The 19,865-nt window shown below is 73.9% G+C and carries 17 protein-coding genes and 1 pseudogene; 11 read left to right on the forward strand and 7 right to left on the reverse strand.

Going from position 1 to position 19,865, the window contains the following annotated elements; all coding sequences use genetic code 11:
• Positions 1 to 46: 46 nt before the first annotated feature.
• Positions 47 to 2,131 carry a SpoIIE family protein phosphatase gene (locus AMK11_RS34170; protein WP_073732015.1) on the reverse strand — a complete coding sequence of 695 codons (2,085 nt, stop codon included), beginning with the start codon at positions 2,129 to 2,131 and terminating at the stop codon, positions 47 to 49.
• A gap of 277 nt (positions 2,132 to 2,408) precedes the next feature.
• On the opposite strand from AMK11_RS34170, the gene AMK11_RS34175 reads away from it, so the two are divergent.
• The 4 genes from AMK11_RS34175 (at position 2,409) to AMK11_RS34190 (ending at position 6,451) form a co-directional block, all read left to right on the forward strand.
• Positions 2,409 to 3,284 carry a hypothetical protein gene (locus AMK11_RS34175; protein ID WP_073732016.1) on the forward strand — a complete coding sequence of 292 codons (876 nt, stop codon included), beginning with the start codon at positions 2,409 to 2,411 and terminating at the stop codon, positions 3,282 to 3,284.
• Between the two features lie 83 nt (positions 3,285 to 3,367).
• Positions 3,368 to 3,736 (forward strand): hypothetical protein, encoded by a 369-nt coding sequence (locus tag AMK11_RS34180; RefSeq protein ID WP_073732133.1) that lies wholly within the window; start codon positions 3,368 to 3,370, stop codon positions 3,734 to 3,736.
• Positions 3,737 to 3,849: 113 nt separating this feature from the next.
• The gene (locus tag AMK11_RS34185) at positions 3,850 to 5,865 is read left to right on the forward strand and encodes an NADPH-dependent 2,4-dienoyl-CoA reductase (RefSeq protein ID WP_073732017.1); all 2,016 of its coding nucleotides are present in this window, start codon (positions 3,850 to 3,852) and stop codon (positions 5,863 to 5,865) included.
• A gap of 31 nt (positions 5,866 to 5,896) precedes the next feature.
• The gene (locus AMK11_RS34190; protein ID WP_073732018.1) at positions 5,897 to 6,451 is read left to right on the forward strand and encodes a PadR family transcriptional regulator; all 555 of its coding nucleotides are present in this window, start codon (positions 5,897 to 5,899) and stop codon (positions 6,449 to 6,451) included.
• A gap of 28 nt (positions 6,452 to 6,479) precedes the next feature.
• Here AMK11_RS34190 and AMK11_RS34195 read toward each other — a convergent pair whose 3' ends face one another.
• Together AMK11_RS34195 and AMK11_RS34200 are read right to left on the reverse strand one after the other, a co-directional pair.
• Positions 6,480 to 7,037: a hypothetical protein gene (locus AMK11_RS34195; RefSeq protein WP_073732019.1), complete on the reverse strand. Its 558-nt coding sequence runs from the start codon at positions 7,035 to 7,037 to the stop codon at positions 6,480 to 6,482.
• A 168-nt stretch (positions 7,038 to 7,205) separates the two neighbouring features.
• Positions 7,206 to 8,204, reverse strand: a complete 999-nt coding sequence (locus AMK11_RS34200) for a fibronectin type III domain-containing protein (protein WP_073732020.1) — start codon at positions 8,202 to 8,204, stop codon at positions 7,206 to 7,208.
• A 221-nt stretch (positions 8,205 to 8,425) separates the two neighbouring features.
• On the opposite strand from AMK11_RS34200, the gene AMK11_RS34205 reads away from it, so the two are divergent.
• Entirely contained in the window at positions 8,426 to 9,271 is an 846-nt protein-coding gene (locus tag AMK11_RS34205; protein ID WP_073732021.1) for a glycoside hydrolase family 75 protein, read from the forward strand.
• A gap of 75 nt (positions 9,272 to 9,346) precedes the next feature.
• Here the strand turns inward: AMK11_RS34205 and AMK11_RS34210 are convergent, their stop codons facing one another.
• From AMK11_RS34210 to dhaK, 3 genes are read right to left on the reverse strand one after another with little or no spacing between them, the layout of a single operon-like run.
• Positions 9,347 to 9,757 (reverse strand): PTS-dependent dihydroxyacetone kinase phosphotransferase subunit DhaM, encoded by a 411-nt coding sequence (locus AMK11_RS34210; protein WP_073732022.1) that lies wholly within the window; start codon positions 9,755 to 9,757, stop codon positions 9,347 to 9,349.
• Complete coding sequence (gene dhaL / locus AMK11_RS34215) at positions 9,750 to 10,349, reverse strand: dihydroxyacetone kinase subunit DhaL (protein WP_073732023.1); 600 nt, start codon at positions 10,347 to 10,349, stop codon at positions 9,750 to 9,752. The genes AMK11_RS34210 and dhaL overlap by 8 nt, the downstream gene beginning before the upstream one ends.
• A gap of 49 nt (positions 10,350 to 10,398) precedes the next feature.
• Positions 10,399 to 11,391, reverse strand: coding sequence for a dihydroxyacetone kinase subunit DhaK (gene dhaK / locus AMK11_RS34220; RefSeq protein ID WP_073732024.1), 993 nt, complete (start codon positions 11,389 to 11,391; stop codon positions 10,399 to 10,401).
• Positions 11,392 to 11,631: 240 nt separating this feature from the next.
• Between dhaK and AMK11_RS34225 the strand changes: the two genes are divergently transcribed.
• The 6 genes and pseudogenes from AMK11_RS34225 (at position 11,632) to AMK11_RS38290 (ending at position 18,570) form a co-directional block, all read left to right on the forward strand.
• On the forward strand, positions 11,632 to 13,872 hold the full coding sequence (locus AMK11_RS34225) for an MMPL family transporter (protein WP_079187875.1): 2,241 nt from the start codon (positions 11,632 to 11,634) through the stop codon (positions 13,870 to 13,872).
• Positions 13,873 to 14,017: 145 nt separating this feature from the next.
• Positions 14,018 to 15,448: a streptophobe family protein gene (locus tag AMK11_RS34230; protein WP_274535692.1), complete on the forward strand. Its 1,431-nt coding sequence runs from the start codon at positions 14,018 to 14,020 to the stop codon at positions 15,446 to 15,448.
• A 96-nt stretch (positions 15,449 to 15,544) separates the two neighbouring features.
• Positions 15,545 to 16,285, forward strand: a complete 741-nt coding sequence (locus AMK11_RS34235) for a response regulator transcription factor (RefSeq protein ID WP_073732026.1) — start codon at positions 15,545 to 15,547, stop codon at positions 16,283 to 16,285.
• Between the two features lie 29 nt (positions 16,286 to 16,314).
• Positions 16,315 to 17,844, forward strand: coding sequence for a sensor histidine kinase (locus tag AMK11_RS34240; RefSeq protein WP_241847145.1), 1,530 nt, complete (start codon positions 16,315 to 16,317; stop codon positions 17,842 to 17,844).
• A gap of 221 nt (positions 17,845 to 18,065) precedes the next feature.
• Positions 18,066 to 18,428: pseudogene (locus AMK11_RS38285) on the forward strand (NAD(P)-binding protein); the annotation flags it as partial.
• Positions 18,343 to 18,570, forward strand: a complete 228-nt coding sequence (locus AMK11_RS38290) for a hypothetical protein (protein WP_241847150.1) — start codon at positions 18,343 to 18,345, stop codon at positions 18,568 to 18,570. The pseudogene AMK11_RS38285 and the gene AMK11_RS38290, both read left to right, overlap by 86 nt.
• Positions 18,571 to 18,603: 33 nt before the next feature.
• Here AMK11_RS38290 and AMK11_RS34255 read toward each other — a convergent pair whose 3' ends face one another.
• Positions 18,604 to 19,797 carry an amidase family protein gene (locus tag AMK11_RS34255; RefSeq protein WP_073732028.1) on the reverse strand — a complete coding sequence of 398 codons (1,194 nt, stop codon included), beginning with the start codon at positions 19,795 to 19,797 and terminating at the stop codon, positions 18,604 to 18,606.
• Positions 19,798 to 19,865: the final 68 nt, after the last annotated feature.

The following is a 19,865-nucleotide window of genomic DNA, read 5'->3' on the forward strand; positions in this document are numbered from 1 at the left end:
GCCAGACACCAGCCAGCCGTGTCACCAACCTGTCCGGTCAACACACCTAGGGCCTGTCCGGCGGCGTGGCCCGGGCGATCAGCAGGGCCACGTCGTCGGAGTTGTCCGGCTCGTGCAGGGTGCGCAGGAGCAGGTCGCACACCTCTTCCAGCGGGCGGTCCGGGCCCTCCAGCAGCGCGAGGAGCGCGTCCAGCCGCTCGTCCAGCGGATGCCTGCGGGTCTCGACGAGACCGTCGGTGTAGAACACCAGCCGGTCGCCCGGTTCCAGGTCCACGGTGGTGGTCGAGAACGGGACGCCGCCCACCCCCAGCGGCACCCCGGTGGGCAGGTCCAGCAGCTCCGGCGGGCGGCCCGCCCGCAGCCGGACCGGGGGCAGGTGGCCCGCGTTGGCGATCCGGCACTGCCGCAGGTGCGGGTCGTGGACGGCGTAGACGCAGGTGGCGATGGCCTGGTCGAGGCCGGCCGTGGTCCGGTCGAGGTGTTCGAGCAGGAACGCCGGATCGAGGTCGAGGGCGGCCAGGGTGTTGGTCGCGGTGCGCAGCCGCCCCATGGACGCCGCTGCCGCGATGCCGCTGCCCATCACGTCGCCCACCACGAGCGCCGTCTTGCAGCCCTCCAGTTCGATCACGTCGAACCAGTCGCCGCCGACCTCGCTGGTGGCCTCGGCCGGCTGGTAGCGGGAGGCGACCTCCAGCCCGCCCGTCACGGGCGGATGACTGGGCAGCAGGCTGCGCTGGAGGGTGAGGGCGGCGTCGCGGGCGTTCTGGTACCAGCGGGCGTTGTCGATCTGCAGCGCCGCCCGGACCGCCAGCTCCCGGGCGAGCAGCAGGTCGTCCTCGCCGAACGGCAGCGGGTTGCGCATCCGCTTCAGGTCCAGGGCGCCGAGCACCTCGCCCCGCGCGATCAGCGGCACGGCCAGGTAGGAGTGCACGCCCGCCCGGCGCAGCAGCTCTGCCGCCTCGGGGGAGCGGGCGATCCGCGGCAGGTCCTCCTCGGTCACCCGCTCCACCATCACCGGCAGCCCCGTGCGCACGCACTCGGTGACCAGGCGGTCCGGCCCGTACCGGGCGACCTGACCGGGCCGGTCGGCCGCCCGCAGCGCCTCGGGGGCGTCCTGGGCCTGCACGGCCAGCGCGCGGATCACGGCCGGCTCGGCCGGGCCGAGAGTGCTGCGCCGGCCTTTCACCACCGTCTCCAGCAGGTCCACGGCCGCGATGTCCGCGAGGCCGGGCACGGCCACGTCGGCCAGTTCGTGCGCGGTGCGGTCCAGCTCCAGCGTGGTCCCGATCCGGGCCGAGGCGTCCGCCACGGCGGCCAGCCGGCGCCGTGCGGCCTCCGCCTCGACGCCCGCCTCGTACTGCTCGGTGACGTCCGCCACCGACACGGCCACCCCGAGCACGGCACCGACGGCGTCCTCCAGCCGGTACAGCGAGACCGACCAGGTGTGGTGCCGGTCCGGGTCGGCGGGGGTCCGCCCGGTCGCCGCCCGGTCGACCACCGGCCGTCCCGTCTCCAGCACCAGGCGCGCCGCCTCCTCCAGCGGAGCGGCGTCCACCAGCGGCAGCACCTCGCGGACCGTCCGGCCGATGTGCTCCTCGGCCGGCAGGCCGTTCATCCGCTCCAGGGACGGGTTGACCGAGACGTACCGCAGCTCCGTGTCCATGACGGCGAGCCCGATCGGGGACTGCCGGATCACCCGCGTGGACAGCGCCACGTCCTGCTCCAGCCGGCGCACCGTCGACCGGTCGACGGCGAGCCCCAGCGCGTAGACGTCCCCCCGGTCGTCCAGCAGGCGCATGTTGCGGAACTCCACCAGCCGCGTCCCGCCGTCCTTGCGGCGGATGGGGAACGCCCCGGCCCAGCTCCGGCCCGTGCTCATGACGTCGGCGAACAGCTTCACGACCAGGTCCAGGTGGCGCTCGTCGACCATGATGCGGGCGGCGTACTGCCCCAGCGCCTCCGGCGCCGAGTAGCCGAACAGCTCCTCGGCCTGCGGGCTCCACAGTACGATCCGGCCCTCGGTGTCCAGCACCACCGAGGCCACGTTCAGCACGTCGAGCAGACCGCTGGGCCGCACCGGCCCGCGCGACACGGCGTTCCCGTCGAAACCGGCAGACCCGGCTGCACTCATCCCACGCCCCGCCTTCGCCGTTCCACGCGGCACGCCCTGTCGATGCCGACTCCCTTGTTCTACCGCGTTCCACCGTGCACAGGGCCGATTCGCCGAGGCCCGCTGCCGTCTCCTTCCAGCATCACCCGGCGCGGGGGCGACCGCCGCCGGACGGAGTACGGGCGGGGGCAGTTCCGGGCCGGCACCGGGGCCGGAGTTGGTCTGTACATGACTGCGAGGTGCGGACAGACTGTCCGCCGAGTGCGTACCCCCCGCCCCCACCAAGGAGCGCCCGCCCATGCCCCTGCGCGCCCGGCAACGTTGTCTCACCGCCCTCGGCGGACTCGCCGCCCTCACCCTCACCCTCGCCGGTGCCTCCGCACAGGCGGCCCCGGCCGCCGGCACCTGGACCGAGGTGGGCTCCGACCGTGCCGACCCGCTGACCGAGAGCCAGGGCCTGGCCTCCGTCGAGGTCCCGGCCGGCAGCCCGAACCGCTACACCGGCGTCGGCACCATCCCCCTCGGCCTCAGCGCCCGCGGCTGGAACCACGTCGGCGACCCCGACGCCTCCTCCGACGGTCACTACGTCGAGCCGTACCAGCGGGACGACGGGAACACGAAGATGTTCCGCGTGCAGGCACCCGACGGCCGGTGGTCGGAGTACGTGCACACGCTGAGCCCCGGGGAGGCGCGGAACAACTCCTGGTCCGCGATCTCGCCCGACGGCCAGTGGATGCTGTCCGGCGAGTGGGGCACCATGAACCGGCTCCTCGTCTTCCCGACGCCCGGCGTCAACCCGGCCACCTCACCGTCGGCGAACCTGCCGCAGGCGGCCACCGTCCACCTGGACCACGCCGTGCGCGACGTCCAGGGCTGCGACTTCCTCGACGCGACGACGCTGCTCTGCTCCTCCGACGACCCCGAGGGGACCCTCTTCGGCGTCACGAAGCCCCTGCTGCGCATCGACCTGTCCGCCGCCCCGAACGGCACCGCGGACGTCACCGGCCACGTCACCGCCCTGCGGCAGCTGCCGCTGCGCAGCGCCTGCTCCGGCTCCTTCGAGGCGGAGGGCATCGACTACGACCGCCGCACCGGCACCCTGCGCGTGATCGTCGTGTCGCCGGGCTTCTGCGTGCTCACCGACAGCAAGACCTACCGCTTCACCCGGGGCTGACCCGCGCCGGTAGTGCTCGGCCCCGGGTGGTGCTTTTCTGGGGATATGGGCCACGAGTACGGGCCACGAGAGGAGCGATGACGATGGACGGTGAGCGACTGCACCCGGAGTCCGTCTCGGTGGAGCTGAGCGGGTGCAGCAAGGAGGACGCCCGGACCGTGTTCGACGCGCTGTGCGCGTGCTACTCGTCCGACCGGCGCTCGGACGAGGTGCCCCGGGACTACCACGAGGTGCGCCCCACCGTGTGGCTCGGCACGTTCGACGTGGCCGACGCCCACGGCGAGTGCGACCCCGCCCGGCTCGCGGCGTCCGTGGACGCCGACGTGCAGGGCGGCTACTGGGCGATCGAGCGTTTCCGCACCACCCTGGACTCCCTGTTCACCGTGCACGACCTGAGCACGGCCTCCGGGGATCAGGAGCGGGAGCTGCACGTGAGGCTGGAAAGTCACTGACGCGAGCCCGCCGGCGCGGCGGTGTGGTGTGCGCCGCCTCTTTGTGCAACTAGTTGCACAAAGAGGCGGTGGTCCTCTACAACAGAGGCACCACACCGCGCACGGAGGGCCCGATGAGCCGATACCCCCACCTGCTGAGCCCGCTGGACCTGGGCTTCACCACGCTGCCGAACCGGGTCCTGATGGGTTCCATGCACGTCGGTCTCGAAGAGGCTGAGCGCGGCTTCGAGCGCATGGCCGCCTTCTACGCCGCCCGTGCCCGCGGCGGAGTCGGCCTCATCGTCACCGGCGGCATCGCCCCCAACGACGAGGGCCGCCCCTACCCGGGCGGCGCCAAGCTCACCACCGAGGCGGAGGCCGAGCGGCACCGGACCGTCACCGAGGCCGTGCACCGCGAGGGCGGCCGCATCGCCCTGCAGATCCTGCACTTCGGCCGGTACGCCTACCACCCCGACCTCGTCGCCCCGAGCCCCCTCCAGGCCCCGATCAGCCCGCAGGTGCCCCGCGAGCTGACCGACGCCGACATCGAGCGCACCGTCGACGACTACGTCCGCACCGCCCGCCTCGCCCGCGAGGCCGGGTACGACGGCGTCGAGATCATGGGCTCCGAGGGCTACCTCATCAACGAGTTCATCGCCGCGCGCACCAACCACCGCACCGACCGCTGGGGCGGCTCGTACGAGAACCGCATGCGCTTCCCCGTCGAGATCGTCCGCCGGGTGCGCGAGGCGGTCGGCGAGGACTTCATCCTGATCTACCGGCTGTCCATGCTGGACCTGGTCCCCGGCGGCTCCACCCTCGACGAGGTGATCGCCCTCGCCAAGGCCGTCGAGACCGCCGGAGCCACCATCATCAACACCGGCATCGGCTGGCACGAGGCCCGCATCCCCACCATCGCCACCTCCGTGCCGCGCGGCGCCTACACCTGGGTCACCAGGCGCCTCATGGGCGAGGTCACGGTGCCGCTGGTCACCACCAACCGCATCAACACCCCCGAAGTGGCCGAGCAGCTGCTCGCCGAGGGCACCGCCGACATGGTGTCGATGGCCCGCCCGATGCTCGCCGACCCCGACTTCGTCGCCAAGGCCGCGGCCGGCCGCCCCGAGGCGATCAACACCTGCATCGGCTGCAACCAAGCCTGCCTGGACCACACCTTCAGCGGCAAGATCACCTCCTGCCTGGTCAATCCGCGCGCCTGCCACGAGACCGAGCTGGTCCTCACCCCGACCCGGCGACGCAAGCGCGTCGCGGTCGTCGGCGCCGGACCCGCGGGCCTCGCCTGTGCGGTGAGCGCCGCCGAGCGAGGCCACGAGGTCACCCTGTACGACGCCGCGAGCGAGATCGGCGGCCAGCTCAACGTCGCCCGCAAGGTCCCCGGCAAGCAGGAGTTCGACGAGACGCTGCGCTACTTCCGGACGCAGCTGGCGGCGCACGGCGTCGACGTGCGCCTGAACACCCGGGTCGGCGCGGACGACCTGGACGGCCACGACGAGGTCGTCGTCGCCACCGGTGTCACCCCCCGCACCCCCGACATCCCCGGCGTCGGCCACCCGAGCGTCGTCGGCTACCTCGACGTCCTGCGCGACGGCGCCCCCGTCGGCGACCGGGTCGCCATCCTCGGCGCGGGCGGCATCGGCTTCGACGTCGCCGAGTACCTCACCGACGGCGGCGACAAGGCGCACGAGGACCCTCAGACGTACTTCCGCCTCTGGGGCGTCGACACGGAGTACCGGACCGCCGGCGGCCTCGCCGCCCCCGAGCGCCCCGCGCCGCCGCGCACCGTCCACCTTCTCCAGCGCAAGACCACCAAGGTCGGCGCCGGGCTCGGCAAGACTACCGGCTGGATCCACCGCACCGAGCTGAAGCACCGCGGCGTCACCATGGTCCCGGGCGTGCGCTACGACCGGATCGACGACGCCGGACTGCACGTCACCGTCGACGGCGAGTCCACGGTGCTGGAGGTCGACACGGTGGTCCTGTGCACGGGCCAGGAGCCGAGCCGCGGCCTGTACGAGGAGCTGGTCGCCGCCGGCCGCAGCGTCCACCTCATCGGCGGTGCCGACGTGGCCGCCGAACTGGACGCCAAGCGGGCCATCAAGCAGGGCACCGAGATCGCGGCGGCGCTGTAGGCGATGCGGGGGCCGTCCCTAGGATGAGCCCATGTCACTCCCGCACGCGATCCTCACCGCCCTGGTCGAAAAGCCGTCGTCGGGGCTGGAGCTGACCCGCCGGTTCGACCGGTCGATCGGCTACTTCTGGTCGGCCACGCACCAGCAGATCTATCGCGAGCTGGGAAAACTGGAGGCCGACGGCCTGATCCGGGCCGTGCCGGGGCAGCAGCCGGCCCGCGGGCAGAAGAAGTCCTACGAGGTGCTGCCGGCGGGCCGGGAGGAGCTGGCCCGCTGGACCGCGGCCCCGCAGGACCCCAAGCCCCTGCGGGACGCGATGCTGTTGCGGCTGCGGGCGGCGGCCGTGGTCGGCACCACCGGCATCGAGGCGGACCTGCGCCGCCATCTGGAGCTGCACGAGCGGCAGTTGGCCGAGTACGAGGAGATCGAGGAGCGGGACTTCCCGCCGGAGCGGGACAGCACCGAGGACCGGCTGCGGCACCTGGTCCTCCGGGCGGGCATCGACCTGGAGACCTTCTGGACCCAGTGGCTCAGGCACGCGCTGGCAGGTGTCGGCGAACTGCCGGGCGAGGGCGAGCGGGCCTGAGCGCGCACCGGCCCAGAACCGTCCAGGCTCAGAACCGGTACGGCTTCGAGCGCCGGCGCAGGAACCAGGCCGCCGCGATGACTCCGGTGCCGACGAGCGCGCCGCCCGCCACCAGGGTGGCCGTGCCGTAGTCCTGGACGGCCCCGCCGAGACCGCCCAGCACGCCGCGCGACGCGGACGCGGAGGGCGAGGGCGACGGGGAGGCGGAACGGCTCGGCGAAGGAGAGGGCGCCGCCGAGACGATGACGGTCTGGGAGCCGGCGGTGCTGTTGTTGGAGCACATGACGATGACGGTGTAGGTGCCCGGGCTGATCCCCGACCAGCTGGCGCCCTGCCCGGTGCTGTTCCCGGTCAGCGCCACCTGGCGCCCCTGGGCGAAGTCCCCCTGACTGCCGGTGATCAGCGAGGCGGTGCCCCAGCTGCCGTTGAGCTGGGCGCAGGCGGTGGTGGTGACCGACACCGTGGTCCCGGTGGTGCTCACCGAGATGCCCGGGCCCGCGGCGGCGGGCCCGGCGGTCAGGGCGACGGGCAGCGCGGCGGCTGCCACGGTCAGGCCGGAGCGGAGGAGTGGCGAAGAGATGCGCATGTGGACTGCCCTCCGGCGGCACGGTCGGCGGTACGTCCCATGCGCCGCCGCGATCGGAAACGCCCGTGCTGCCTCACGGGAAGCCAACAGCGCGGCGCCCGCGCCCGCATGCGGAGCGCGACCGGCCAGGTGACGCGCTCTCCACCCCTGCGCACGGCCGCACGTCCGTCACCCGCCCGCGCCCGTCGTCACCTCCCGCTCCGCCGAGAAGCCGCCCCAGGTGCCGTCCGGCAGCCTGGCCCGCAACCGCACCCGGTGCGTGACGCCGGACTCCCGCCCCGCGTAGAAGCTGTACTCGGCCCGGTCGCGCGGTGCCTCGTCGCCGTAGACGAGGGACGTCGCCGGACGGCCGTCCAGGTGGACCTGGTACTCCGTCACCACCCCGTCCGTGCGCGGCGGGGTCCAGGTGAGGTCGATGTAGTAGGCCCCGTCGGCGTGACGGGAGGACGCGCGCAGGGCCGTGGGCGCGGTGGCGCGGCCGTCGTCGGAGCCCGGTGTGGTGAGCCGTACGACGGCGCCGGCGGGGGAGACGTTGTCGGCGGCGTCCCGCGCCCGGACCGTGAAGGAGTAGCGGGTGCCCGGACGCAGCCCCGTGACCACGGCCGCCGTCTGTCCGCCGCCGACGCTGTGCACCTTCGCCCCGCCCTGGTACACGTCGTACGACGCCACCGCGCGGTCGTCGGTCGCGGCGGACCAGGTGAGCCGGACCGCCCGGCTGCCCACCGCCCGGCCGCGCGTGTCCCCCGGACGCGTCGGCGCCGAGTCGTCGGTGACCGCGGCGGGGGTGGTCGCCCGCACCTCCCGGCTGGGCGGCCCGAGCCGCCCGTCGGCGTCGCGCGCCCGCACGGTGAAGGCGTAGGCCGTCGAGGGGGTCAGCCGGGTGACGTCCACCATGCGGTCGGCGGCGGGCACCTCCTCGGCCAGTGCGCCGCCGCGGTACACCTCGTACGCCTCGACCCCGTCGACCGCGTTCCACATCACGTGCACCGTCGTCGCGCTGCCCGCGTCGGCGGTGACGCCCGTCGGCGCCCCGGGCAGCGGGCCGTTCTTCCCGCCGTCGTCGCCCGTGCCCCAGCCGCAGGAGGCGACCAGGGCGAGGGTTGTGCAGAGCAGGGCGCAGCGGCGCAGGAGGGGGGAGGGGGCGGCGGGGACGGGGACGTCTCGCACGGGCGCTTCCTCCAGGGGGCTTCGGACGGAGACAGGCCGGGTCGGTCGGGCCGGCTCGGTCGGCGGCGGCATGACTGCAATGGTCCGGACCAATATGGCGTCAGTGACGCGGCCACATCAAGAGGGTGTGCCCCGTCCGGCCCACAAAAGGTGGCAGCGTGAGTGATTCGGGGACAGATGTGGCCGAGTGACCGTCCATGTCCCCCAGGAGAGGCCTCAACGTGCGTGTCCAGTCGCTGACACTGGTCGCGGCCAGCGCCGCCCTGCTCGCCCCCACGACGTTCCCCGACGCTCCGCCTCTGCCCCGGCCCGGCCCCCAGGCCCCGTTCAGCCCCGGTCACCAGCCCCACGGCGGACCGGACCGCGCGGACCGGTCCGCTCGCCGGATGGGGCCGGTGCCGCTGCCGCCGGACGCGCCGGTTCCGGAGGCCGCCGTGCGCCCCGAGTACGAGGCCGCGCCCGGAGCGGGCGCACGGAGCGAGGGACCCGTCCGCGCCGCCGACCTGCTGGCCAAGGTGCGCGACTGCGCCCCCGTCTCCAAGGGCCGCTACCGCAGCGACGCCGGCGCGCCGGCCGACATCCCGGTCTGCGGCGCGAAGGGGGCCGTGTACTGGAAGGCCGACCTGGACGTCGACTGCGACGGCCGGCCCGGCGACCGCTGCAACAGCCGAACCGACCCGCACTTCACACCCGCCACCGCCTACACCCAGTCGGACGGCCGTCCCCTGGACGCCGAACGGCTGCCCTACGTCGTGGTGCCGCAACCCAGCGACATCTGGGACCACCGCGCCGACGACGTCCGGGGCGGATCGGTCGCGGCCGTCGTCCACGGCGACCGGGTCCGTTACGCCGTCGTCGGCGACGTCGGCCCGCGCGAGCTCATCGGCGAGGCCTCCTACGCCGCCGCCGAATCTCTCGGCATCCCCGCCGACCCGCACGCGGGCGGCACCGACTCCGGCGTGACGTACATCGTCTTCAAGGGCAGCGAGGTCGAGCCGATCGAGGACGTGGCCGCCGCCGAGAAAACGGGGGAGCGGCTCGCGCGGGAGTTCGTGGACGGCGGGTGAAGCGCGCGCGTTCCGGCCGCGGGGCGGGGAGCGTGCCCGCCCCGCCGCCCGCCGCACGCGGCGTGCGCTTCCGGGTCACGCCTTCCGGTAGGAGTACGCCTCCGCGGCGGCCGCCTCGACGGCCTCCAGGCCGGCGCCCGTCGAGGCCGTGACGACCGCGGCCACCGCGCCCTCGACGAACGGAGCGTCCACCAGCCGGGTGTTCTCCGGGAGTTCGTCGCCCTCCGCGAGCAGCGCCTTCACCGTGAGCACCGCGCTGCCCAGGTCGGTGAGGACGGCGACCCCGGCGCCCCGGTCCACGGACGCGGCGGCCGCCGAGACCAGCTCGGAGCTGGTGCCGAACTCCCCGGAAGCGGTCCCGCCCGCCGGGGCGACGGGCACGGCGGCGCCGCCGCCCGACAAGGCCTTCGCCAGTTCCGCCACCGAAGCGGCGACCTGTGCGCTGTGCGACACCAGCACGATCCCGACCAGCTTCTCGTCACTCACCGGCCGCCTCCTCCAGTGCGGCGAACAGCAGCGCGGCAGAAGTGGCGCCGGGGTCCTGGTGCCCGATGCTGCGCTCGCCCAGATAGCTCGCCCTGCCCTTGCGGGCCTGTAGCGGAGTGGTCGCCTCGGCCCCCTCCTGCGCCGCCGCGCGGGCCGCGGCGAACGAGTCGCCGAGGGCGTCCACGGCGGGCACCAGCGCATCGATCATGGTCTTGTCGCCCGGCTGGGCGCCGCCCAGCGTCCGGACCGCGTCCACGCCCGCCCGCAACGCCTCGGCCAGCTGCGCCGGGCTCACCTCGGCGCCGTCCCCGAGCGCCTTGCCGCTGCGGCGCAGCAGCGTCCCGTACAGCGGACCCGAGGCGCCGCCGACCGTGGAGATCAGCTGCCGCCCGGCGACGGTGAGGACCGCCCCGGGCGTGCCGGGCGCTTCCTTCTCCAGCGTGGCCGCCACAGCCGTGAAACCCCGCTGAAGGTTGCTGCCGTGGTCGGCGTCGCCGATGGGTGAGTCGAGGGCGGTGAGCCGTTCCGCCTCACGGTCGACCAACGTGGCGGCCGCCGTCATCCAGCGGCGGAAGAAGTCGGCGTCGAGCACAGGATCTCCTTGCCTGGTAGGTACGTACCGGTCCTTTCCCCGTCCACCGTCACATGCCCCACCTCAGACCCGGCGTCCGCACCGGCGCGTCCCACAGTCCGAGCAGCTCCTCGTCGATCTCGCACAGGGTGACCGAGGCGCCCGCCATGTCGAGCGAGGTGACGTAGTTGCCGACGAGGGTGCGGGCGACGGCGACACCGCGCTCGCCGAGCACCCGCTGCACCTCGGCGTTGAAGCCGTACAGCTCCAGCAGCGGCGTGGCGCCCATGCCGTTGACCAGCACCAGCACCGGGTTGCGCGGGCTGAGGTCGGCCAGTACCGCGTCGACGGCGGCCTCGGCGATCTCGCCCGAGGTCATCATCGGGCGCCGCTCCCGGCCGGGCTCCCCGTGGATGCCGACGCCCAGTTCCAGCTCACCGGCCGGCAGGTCGAAGGTGGGGCTGCCCTTGGCGGGCGTGGTGCAGGCACTGAGCGCGACGCCGAAGCTGCGGGAGCTGTCGTTCACCTGACGGGCGATCGCCTCCACCCGCTCCAGCGGCCGGCCCTCGTCCGCCGCGGCCCCGGCGATCTTCTCCACGAACAGCGTCGCCCCCGTGCCGCGCCGCCCGGCCGTGTAGAGGCTGTCCGTCACCGCCACGTCGTCGTCGACCAGCACCTTGGCCACCTGGATGCCCTCGTCCTCGGCCAGTTCGGCGGCCATGTCGAAGTTGAGCACGTCACCGGTGTAGTTCTTGACGACGAACAGCACTCCGGCCCCGCTGTCCACGGCCGCCGCGGCCCGCACCATCTGGTCCGGCACCGGCGAGGTGAACACCTCACCCGGACAGGCCGCCGACAGCATCCCGGGCCCCACGAACCCCCCGTGCAGCGGCTCGTGCCCGGAGCCCCCGCCGGACACCAGGGCCACCTTCCCGGCGACGGGAGCGTCCCGCCGCACGATCACCCGGTTCTCGACGTCCACCGTCAACTCGGGATGGGCGGCCGCCATACCGCGCAGCGCGTCCGCGACCACGGTTTCGGGAACGTTGATCAGCATCTTCATCGGTACCTCCTGGGAAGGACGGCAGACGGCCTCAGTGGTCCTCCCGGAAGTATCGGCCTTGCGGCAGCGAAGGTCACGTGCGAGACCGCCACGGGCGCGCCCCGGTCCCCACGCCCGCCGTCCGCGGTACCCGTGCCGAGTCCCTCTCAGAAAGCTCCCAGGAATCACTCCGAAACCGGTCAAAAGCAGGTGCGACTCTTGCCCCGTTCAGATGGTCGGCAACATGACCGGGGGCCGCTCGTGGCTGCATTCCTCTATAAGACTGGCAAGTTCTCCTTTCGGTGGAGGTGGTGGGTCACCGTCCTGTGGGCGGGGCTGCTCGTGGCGGCAGGGGTTCTCGCCGCCCGCGCCGACGCCGCGCCGCCGAACGACTTCGCCATGCCGGGGACCGAGGCCCAGCAGGCCTACGACCTCCTGGAAGAGCGCTTTCCGGAGGTGAAGGCGGACGGCGCGACGGCACGTGTCGTGTTCAGGTCCGACGACGGCAAGGTGACCGCTCCGGACCGCAAGCGGGCCGTCGAGGACGCCGTTCGGGCGCTCGGCGAGGCGCCGCAGGTGGAGCGGGTGACCGACCCCTTCAGGACGGGATCCGTCAGCGACGACGGGACGACCGCCTACGCGCAGGTGTCGTACGGCGTGACGGTCGGCGAGCTCGCGGACACCTCGCGCGAGGCGCTGACGGACACGGTGGAGGAGGCACGCGCCAGGGGTCTCACGGTCGAGGCCGGCGGCAACGCGGTCTCCGAGGCGCCGACGGGCGGTCATTCCTCGGAGGCCGTCGGGCTCGCGGTGGCCGCCCTGGTGCTGGTCATCACCTTCGGCGCACTGATCGCGGCGGGGCTGCCGCTGCTCACCGCACTGCTCGGCGTCGGCGTCGCGACGTGCGTGATCAAGGTCCTGGCGGCACCGCTCGAACTGGGCGGGACCACGCCCGTACTGGCCTCCATGCTGGGCCTGGCCGTGGGTATCGACTACGCGCTGTTCGTCGTCTCCCGTTACCGCGACGAGCTGGCCCACGGCAGGAGCCGTGAGGACGCCGCCGCGCACGCGGTGGGAACGGCGGGCTCCGCCGTCGTCTTCGCCGGCCTGACCGTGGTGATCGCGCTCGCGGCACTGCCCGTCGTCGGCATCCCGGCACTGTCGCAGATGGGCCTCGCCGCGGCCGGAACCGTCGCGCTGGCCGTGCTGATCGCCGTCACGCTGATTCCCGCCCTGCTCGGCATCGCCGGCAAGCGCGTCCGGCCCGCCCGTGCCCGCGGGAGCCGCGTGCGGGACGGGAAACGCCGTGCGCGGGAGGGAGTGTCCGCCACCGTCGGACCGCGTCCCGGCGTGAGCGCGCGCTGGGCTTGGTTCGTCACCCGGCGCCCGCTCGCGGTGCTGCTCGTCGGCGGTACGGCCCTCATCGCCGTGGCGGTCCCGGCCGCCTCGCTCGAGCTCGGTCTGCCCGGCGACGAGTCCAAGCCGACGTCCACCACCCAGCGTCGCGCCTACGACCTGCTCGCCGACGGCTTCGGCCCCGGTCTCAACGGCCCGCTCACCGCGGTCGTCCGGGCCGACGACGGAGGGGACGCCCAGGCCGCCGCACATGACGCCGCCACCCGGATCCGGGCCACCGACGGCGTCGCCACGGTGTCGCCACCGCGATTCAACGACAGCAAGGACACCGCCGTCCTCACCGTCGTCCCCACCATGGCGCCCGGCAGCGAGGAGACGACCGACCTCGTCCACACCCTGCGCGGCCCCGAGGTGGCGGGCGAGGACGCCGAGGTGCTGATCGCGGGCACGACCGCGATGAACATCGACGTGTCGCAGAAGCTCGCCGAGGCGCTGGTGCCCTACGTCGCCCTCGTCGTCGGTCTGGCGTTCCTGCTGCTGATCGCCGTGTTCCGCTCGATCCTGGTGCCGCTCAAGGCCGCCCTCGGCTTCCTGCTCTCCATCGCCGCCGGGCTCGGTGCGGTGGTCGCGGTCTTCCAGTGGGGCTGGCTGGGCGCGCTGTTCGGGGTCGCGGTGCCCGGCCCCGTGATGTCCATCATGCCGATCTTCATGGTGGGCGTCGTCTTCGGCCTCGCCATGGACTACGAGGTCTTCCTGGTGACGCGGATGCGCGAGGCGTACCTCGAGGACCGGCAGCCCGTACGGGCCGTGGTCAACGGCTTCGAGCACAGCGCCCGGGTCGTGACGGCGGCCGCGATGATCATGATTGCGGTGTTCGCCGGATTCATGGGTTCTGACGAGCAGATGGTCAAGACCATCGGGTTCGGCCTGGCGATCGCGGTCCTCTTCGACGCCTTCGTCGTCCGCATGACGCTGGTCCCCGCGGTGCTCGCCCTGCTCGGCCACCGCGCATGGCGGCTGCCCCGGTGGCTGGACCGCTGGGTACCGCACGTGGACGTCGAGGGCCAGGGCCTGCACGCGCCGGCGCGGCCCGGTGCCGCGCCGGCCGGCACCGTCGTTCCCGCCGAGCCGTACGAGGTGCGCTGACGCCATGAGCCGTACATCCACGACACGGCCGACGACACGGTCGGCACGAGCGACCCGGGCCGAGGGACCCGCTACGAGGCGAGGGACCGGCCCGGACAGGGCGGGAGCCTCACTCAGGCCGGCCGGAGGCGCCGCACGCCACGCGATCGAAGGAGCCCTCGCCGTCACGGCCGCCGTCGCGGTCATGGCGGGCGCCGCGCTTGTGGCGTTGCTCGCCCTAGGCGCCGACGCCGTCGCACCGCTGTCCCGGCTCGTCCCGGCGGTCGTCAGCCTGGCCTTCGGCGGCGGGATCGACCTGTCGGCCGACCTCGCCGCGAAGGGCGACGCCGGAGGCCTGCTCGGCATGTTCGGCGGTGGCGGCGGCATGGGCCTTGGGGTAGCCGGTCAGGTGTCGGCGATGCCGCTGATGCTCACGTTCCTGGGAGCGGCCGTGCTGGGCTGGTCCTTCTTCCGACCGCTGCGCCGCCGCACTCGCCCGGCTCCCGCACTGCTGATCGCCCGCACCGGCGGGGCGCTCGGCGCCGCCGCGGTCGTCGTGCCCGTACTGGCGGCCCTGGCCCGTGGCTCGCTGAGCCTTCCCGAAAGCGTCTCGGAAAGGCTCGGCGAGGGCGGCGGGCCGGGCGGAGGACTCGGCAAGCTGACGGGCGGGGGTGGAATCTCCTCCGTCGACTTCGCCGCGGACGTCGCGCTGACCGGCTTCCTCGCGGTGGTCGAAGCGGCGCTCGTCATCGGCCTCGGCTGCGTGGCGGCACGCCGTACGTCGCTGCCCGGCCCCGTCGCGCTCAGCCGGGCGCGCCTCAAGTGGAATCCGGTCGCCTCGACCCTGACCGGGATCTTCACCGCGCTGTGCACCGCCGCCCTGCTTCTGGCGCTGCTCGCCGGAGGGGCCGCGGCCGCCGGACGCGCTCAGGCCGCGAAGGCCGCCGGAGCGCTGCTCCTGGCCGCCCCGAACCTGATCTCGGCCGTCCTCACCTCCGGGCTGGGTGCGTCCTGGCAGGCCGGTCTGGAGCGCCGGCAGCCCGAGGGCGGCGGCATGATGGGCGGCCTGGGCGGCTTCGGACGCACGGGCGGTGCCGGTGGCCTCGGCGGCGCGACCGGCGCCGGATCCCAGCAGACCGACCTGAGCGGCAAGGCCGTGGCCGGTCTTCCCCTGTGGCTGATCGGCCTGACCGTCCTCATGTGTCTGCTCGTGTACGCCGGACACCGGACCGCCGCCCGCACTCCGTCGCGAACGGCCCGCGAAGAGTCCGACGCCCTCCTCGGCAGGCACCTGGAACTCGCGCTGCGCGCCGGTGTGGCCGTGGGCCTGTGCGTCCTGCTCCTCGGCCTGGTCTCGCAGGTCTCGGTGGGGATCGGCTTCTCCCTCATGGGCAGCGAGATGGGCGGGATGGACGCCGGCCTCGACGGCTCCGTGCGGCTGCCGGCTCTCACCGGCTTCCTCCTCGCGGGCCTCGCCTGCTACGCGGGCAGCAGGCTCCACGCGGTCCGGACGGGTGCGGGCCCGGGCAGGGGCGGCGACCGCACACAGGTTCGTGGGGTTTCCTCGAGGACGACGAGCTCCCGTCCTCGCGAGTGAGACGAGGACACGACCTCCTCCCGGGGCGGGTCCGGCCGGCCCACCGCCGCCGGACCGGCCCCGGTCACCCAGTACAGCGAAGCGGAACGGCCAGCCATGACAACAGACCGGGCAGCACACCGCGGCTCCTCGCCCAAGGGCCGCCTGCTCGTCGTCGACGACGAACCGACCGTCCGCGATCTCCTGCCGGCCGCCCTGCGCTACGCGGGATTCGACGTCGACGTCGCGGCGGACGGGCGAGAGGCCCTGGAGACGGCCGCCCGGCGCCCACCGGACCTGGTGCTCCTGGACGTGATGCTCCCGGACATCGACGGTTTCGAGGTGATCCGCAGGCTGCGCACCCAGCCCCGCAGGGCCGGCCCAGGGCTCGGCGGCGACGTGCCCGTCCTGTTCGTCACCGCCCGGGAGACCCGGCAGGACCGGATCACCGGCCTCACCCTGGGCGGCGACGACTACATCACCAAGCCCTTCGACCTCGAGGAACTGATCGCCCGCATCCACGCCGTGCTGCGCCGTACCAAGGGTGAAGCGTCCGGCTCGCTGACCGTCGGCGATCTCGACCTGGATCCCGACGGCCACCTGGTCACCCGGGCCGGGCAGCCGGTGCGCCTGTCCCCCACCGAATTCCGTCTGCTGCACTTCCTGATGGCCAACGCCGGGCTCACCCTGTCCAAAGCCCAGATCCTCGAGAACGTCTGGCGCTACGACTTCGACGGGGACCCCAGCATCGTCGACACGTACATCAGCTACCTGCGCCGGAAGGTGGAACGGGCCGGCCCCAAACTCATCCACACCGTCCACGGCATCGGGTACGTACTGCGGGGACCGCGGGCATGAAGGCACCACGAACGCTCCGGAAACCGCGCTTGCCGCACGGAGAGGCGCGGCGCGCCCTGGCGCGTGTGTCCCTGCGCACCCGCCTGCTGTGCCTGGCCACCGCCCTGGTCGCGACCGGCCTCCTCGCGGCGGGCCTCGTCGTCAGCATCGCTCTCCACGACTACCTGGAGGGACGTGTCGACGCCCGCCTGCACACCACGGCACAGATCGCCGCCCGCGTCACACCGCCGCCGGGCACGGACCACCCGCAGAACGTGCGCGTGCTGAGCTCCTTCGAGGACACCACCGTCTCGTACGTCGACGACGCGGGCGTCCACCGGAACACCTTCGACTCCACCACCGCCGCTCCAGGGGGCGGGCCGCAGTTGCCCGAACTCGGCCGGCAGGCCGTGCTCGACCGTGCGGGACGGCCCTTCACCGTTCCGGCACGCGAAGGAGACCACACCTGGAGGGTCGTCGCACTGACCCGGCCCGACCAGTCGTTCGTCCCGGCCGGCACACCGACCGGCCGCGGCAGCGTCGTCGTGGCGACGTCACTGGACGAGGTGGACCGCACCGTCCAGAAGACCCGGACCGTCTCCCTGACCGCCGGCGGGGTACTGCTCGGCGTCCTCGCCCTGGCCGGGCTGTTCGCGGTACGTTCCGGCCTGCGGCCGCTGACCCGCATCGAGGAGACCGCCGAGGCCATCACCTCGGGCGACTTCTCGCACCGGATTCCCGAGACGGCCGGTGCGCAGACCGAGGTGGGACGGCTGACCACCTGCCTGAACCGGATGCTCGACCAGATCGACACCGCGTTCCGCGCCCGCGCGGAAGCGGAGTCACGGATGCGGCGTTTCTTCGCGGACGCCAGTCACGAACTGCGCACTCCGCTCGTCGGCATCAAGGGGTACACCGACCTGTACCGCATGGGCGCCTCGCCGACCCGGCGGGAGACCGACCACCTCATGACACGGATCGCCCAGGAGTCCGAGCGGCTGACCCGTCTGGTGGGGGACATGTTCCTCCTGGCGCGCCTGGACGAGGCGGCTCAGGGCCCCGTCACCGGGATCGGCCCGGCACCCGCCTTCCCGCTGGAGTGCGCCCCGATGGACCTGCGCACTCTCGCCGCCGACGCCCTCCACGACGTGCGGGCCCTGGACGCCACCCGCCCCGTCACGCTCACCGGGCCGGGCGGCGGCAGGCCCGCCACGGCCCAGACGCTCGCGGACGAGGAACGCCTGCGGCAGGTCGTCACGAACCTGGTCGGCAACGCCGTCGCACACTCGCCCGGCGGGACACCCGTCCGCATCGGAGTGGGCGTGGAGGACGGGCTCGCCGTGCTGGAGGTGGCCGACCAGGGACCGGGCCTCTCGCCCGAGGAGCGGCGGCGGGTCTTCGAACGGTTCTACCGCGCCGACGCCTCGCGCAGCCGGGCCACCGGAGCCGGTGCCGGACTGGGGCTGTCGATCGTGCGCTCTCTCGTGGCGGCCCACGGCGGCGACGTCCAGGTCGACACCGCCCCGGGCCGGGGGTGCACCTTCAGGGTGCGGCTCGCTCTCCTCGAACAGATGGACTGAGGGCAGACCACGCCGCACCGATACGCTCCGGGTGTGTCTCAGCAACCCGTACCCGACGAGCGCCGCCCGCCAACGACGGGCGCAGGGTGGCCGGCCGCAACCGGGCCGCTCTCGTCATCGCCGCCCGGGAGATCTACGCGGCGCACGGCCTCGGCGCACCGCTGTCCGCGATCGCGCGTCGAGCCGGAGTGGGGCAGGGCGTCCTCCGCCGGTCCCCCCACATGACGAACTCGCAGGCTCCTTCCCCGGACGCCCTGGCCGAGCTCAGGCGCCGCTTCCGCCTGGAGAGGGAGCGGCGCGTGCGCCCCGACGGCACCCGGCAGTACCGCGCCGCCGACGCCGGGTTCGGCTACCACGCCGACGATCCGTACGCGGCGGAGGCGGAGGCGGTGGAGCGCGAGCCCCTGCGGGACCGGGTGGACGTCGCGGTCGTCGGCGGCGGGTTCGGCGGCATCCTGGCGGGCGCGCCGTTGCGCCGGCGGGGCATCGGACGGGTCCGTGTCCTGGAGAAGGGCGGCGACTTCGGCGGGACCTGGCGCCGGGCTGCCGGCCGACGACGTACGGCCCGCCATCCGGGCCGCCATGCTCAACGCCGCGCTCCGTGCGGCGGTCGAGCACCACGCCTACCGGACGGCCGAGCCGGGCACCGATCCCGCGACCGCCCGGGCCGATCTAGCGGCGACCCTGCGCACCGCCCTGGCCGTCACGGCGGCCGGACTGACCTGAACGCCGCGGCGCCGGTGAGCGCGGGAGCGGCCGTCAGCGACCGGCGGGGGGCGGCGCCGCCACGAGGGGGCGCCGGGCGGACAGGAGGCGAGTGGCATCCCGAGCGACGCCGAGCAGCGTCCCCTCCTCGTGCGGGCGGGCCACGATCTGGAGGCCGACGGGTGCGCCTCGCGGGGTGAACCCGGCCGGCAGACTGAGCGCCGGATGCCCGCTGATGTTGAACGCCCAGGTCAGGGCGACACTCATCCGATCACCGGGGCCGTCATGGCCGTGCGGCGGATGCGGGGTGGTGGGCGTGAGGATGAGGTCGGCTTCCTCGAAACACCGGCGCAGTAGCCGGTCGTTGGCGGCGACGCCGGCCACGTCGGTACGGTCGCACGCCCCCGCGCGGAGCGAGGTCCACGCATCGGCGGGGTCGACCAGCGCGAGGCCGGCAGAGCCCGTCAGCGTGATCAGCCGGCCGCGGGCCAGTCGCACAGCCGCCCGACGGGCGACCGCGGTGACCGCGGGGTCGGTGTCCGCATGGCCCAGGTCGGCCGACCAGACCGCGGCGAGCGGGTAGGCCGGACGCCCGGCCGGCTCCGGCGCTTCGCCGACCGCCCGGAGGTAGGCGAGGGCGTCCGCCGGATCGCGGACGAGTACGCCCGGTGAGTTGAGGCCCGCCCGGTCGCGGGAGGGCAGCCGGCCGTTGGTGGGTTTGAACCCGATGACGCCGCACCAGGCGGCGGGTATGCGCACCGATCCGGCGCCGTCGGATCCGCTCGCGAGAGGAACGAGGCCGGCGGCGACCGCGGCCGCCGAGCCCGCCGACGAGCCGCCGGGCGACCACGCCGCGTGGAACGGGTTGAGGGTGGGGCCCCGCCCGGTGTGCCCGTAGGTCTGCCAGCCCTTGCCGGTGCGCGGAACCGCGGTGGCGCCGACCGGTACGCAACCGGCTGCCGCCAGCCTGACGTTCTGCCAGGAGCCGGGACCCTCGCTCGCCTTGACGCCGATCGGCACGCCCGCGAGCGGCAGGCGGTCACCGCGGGCGAGCAGCGCGTCGACGTCGCGGGCCCGGCGGAGGGCTTGCGCACGCCATACCTCGGTGAACGCCCGGACACCGTCGTCGCGTTCCTCGATGCCGGCCAGGGCCGCCGTGACGACGCCGACGGCCGTCACGTCGCCGCGCCGCACCAGCCCGGCGATCTCCACGGCGGACAGGGCCGAGTACGCGTCCGTGCTCATCATCAGTGCGTCAACTCCATGGCCGGAAGTCTTCCGGCCCCGCGAACCGGCGTACAGCGGATATCGGTTGG

This window comes from Streptomyces sp. CB02414 (assembly GCF_001905385.1).
GTDB lineage: Bacteria > Actinomycetota > Actinomycetes > Streptomycetales > Streptomycetaceae > Streptomyces.

Bases quoted from the DNA above. Each gene is read 5' to 3' on its own strand.
- AMK11_RS34170 (WP_073732015.1), bottom strand. From the start codon at position 2,131: ATGAGTGCAGCCGGGTCTGCCGGTTTCGACGGGAACGCCGTGTCGCGC.
- AMK11_RS34175 (WP_073732016.1), top strand. From the start codon at position 2,409: ATGCCCCTGCGCGCCCGGCAACGTTGTCTCACCGCCCTCGGCGGACTC.
- AMK11_RS34180 (WP_073732133.1), top strand. From the start codon at position 3,368: ATGGACGGTGAGCGACTGCACCCGGAGTCCGTCTCGGTGGAGCTGAGC.
- AMK11_RS34185 (WP_073732017.1), top strand. From the start codon at position 3,850: ATGAGCCGATACCCCCACCTGCTGAGCCCGCTGGACCTGGGCTTCACC.
- AMK11_RS34190 (WP_073732018.1), top strand. From the start codon at position 5,897: ATGTCACTCCCGCACGCGATCCTCACCGCCCTGGTCGAAAAGCCGTCG.
- AMK11_RS34195 (WP_073732019.1), bottom strand. From the start codon at position 7,037: ATGCGCATCTCTTCGCCACTCCTCCGCTCCGGCCTGACCGTGGCAGCC.
- dhaK (WP_073732024.1), bottom strand. From the start codon at position 11,391: ATGAAGATGCTGATCAACGTTCCCGAAACCGTGGTCGCGGACGCGCTG.
- AMK11_RS34235 (WP_073732026.1), top strand. From the start codon at position 15,545: ATGACAACAGACCGGGCAGCACACCGCGGCTCCTCGCCCAAGGGCCGC.
- AMK11_RS34255 (WP_073732028.1), bottom strand. From the start codon at position 19,797: ATGATGAGCACGGACGCGTACTCGGCCCTGTCCGCCGTGGAGATCGCC.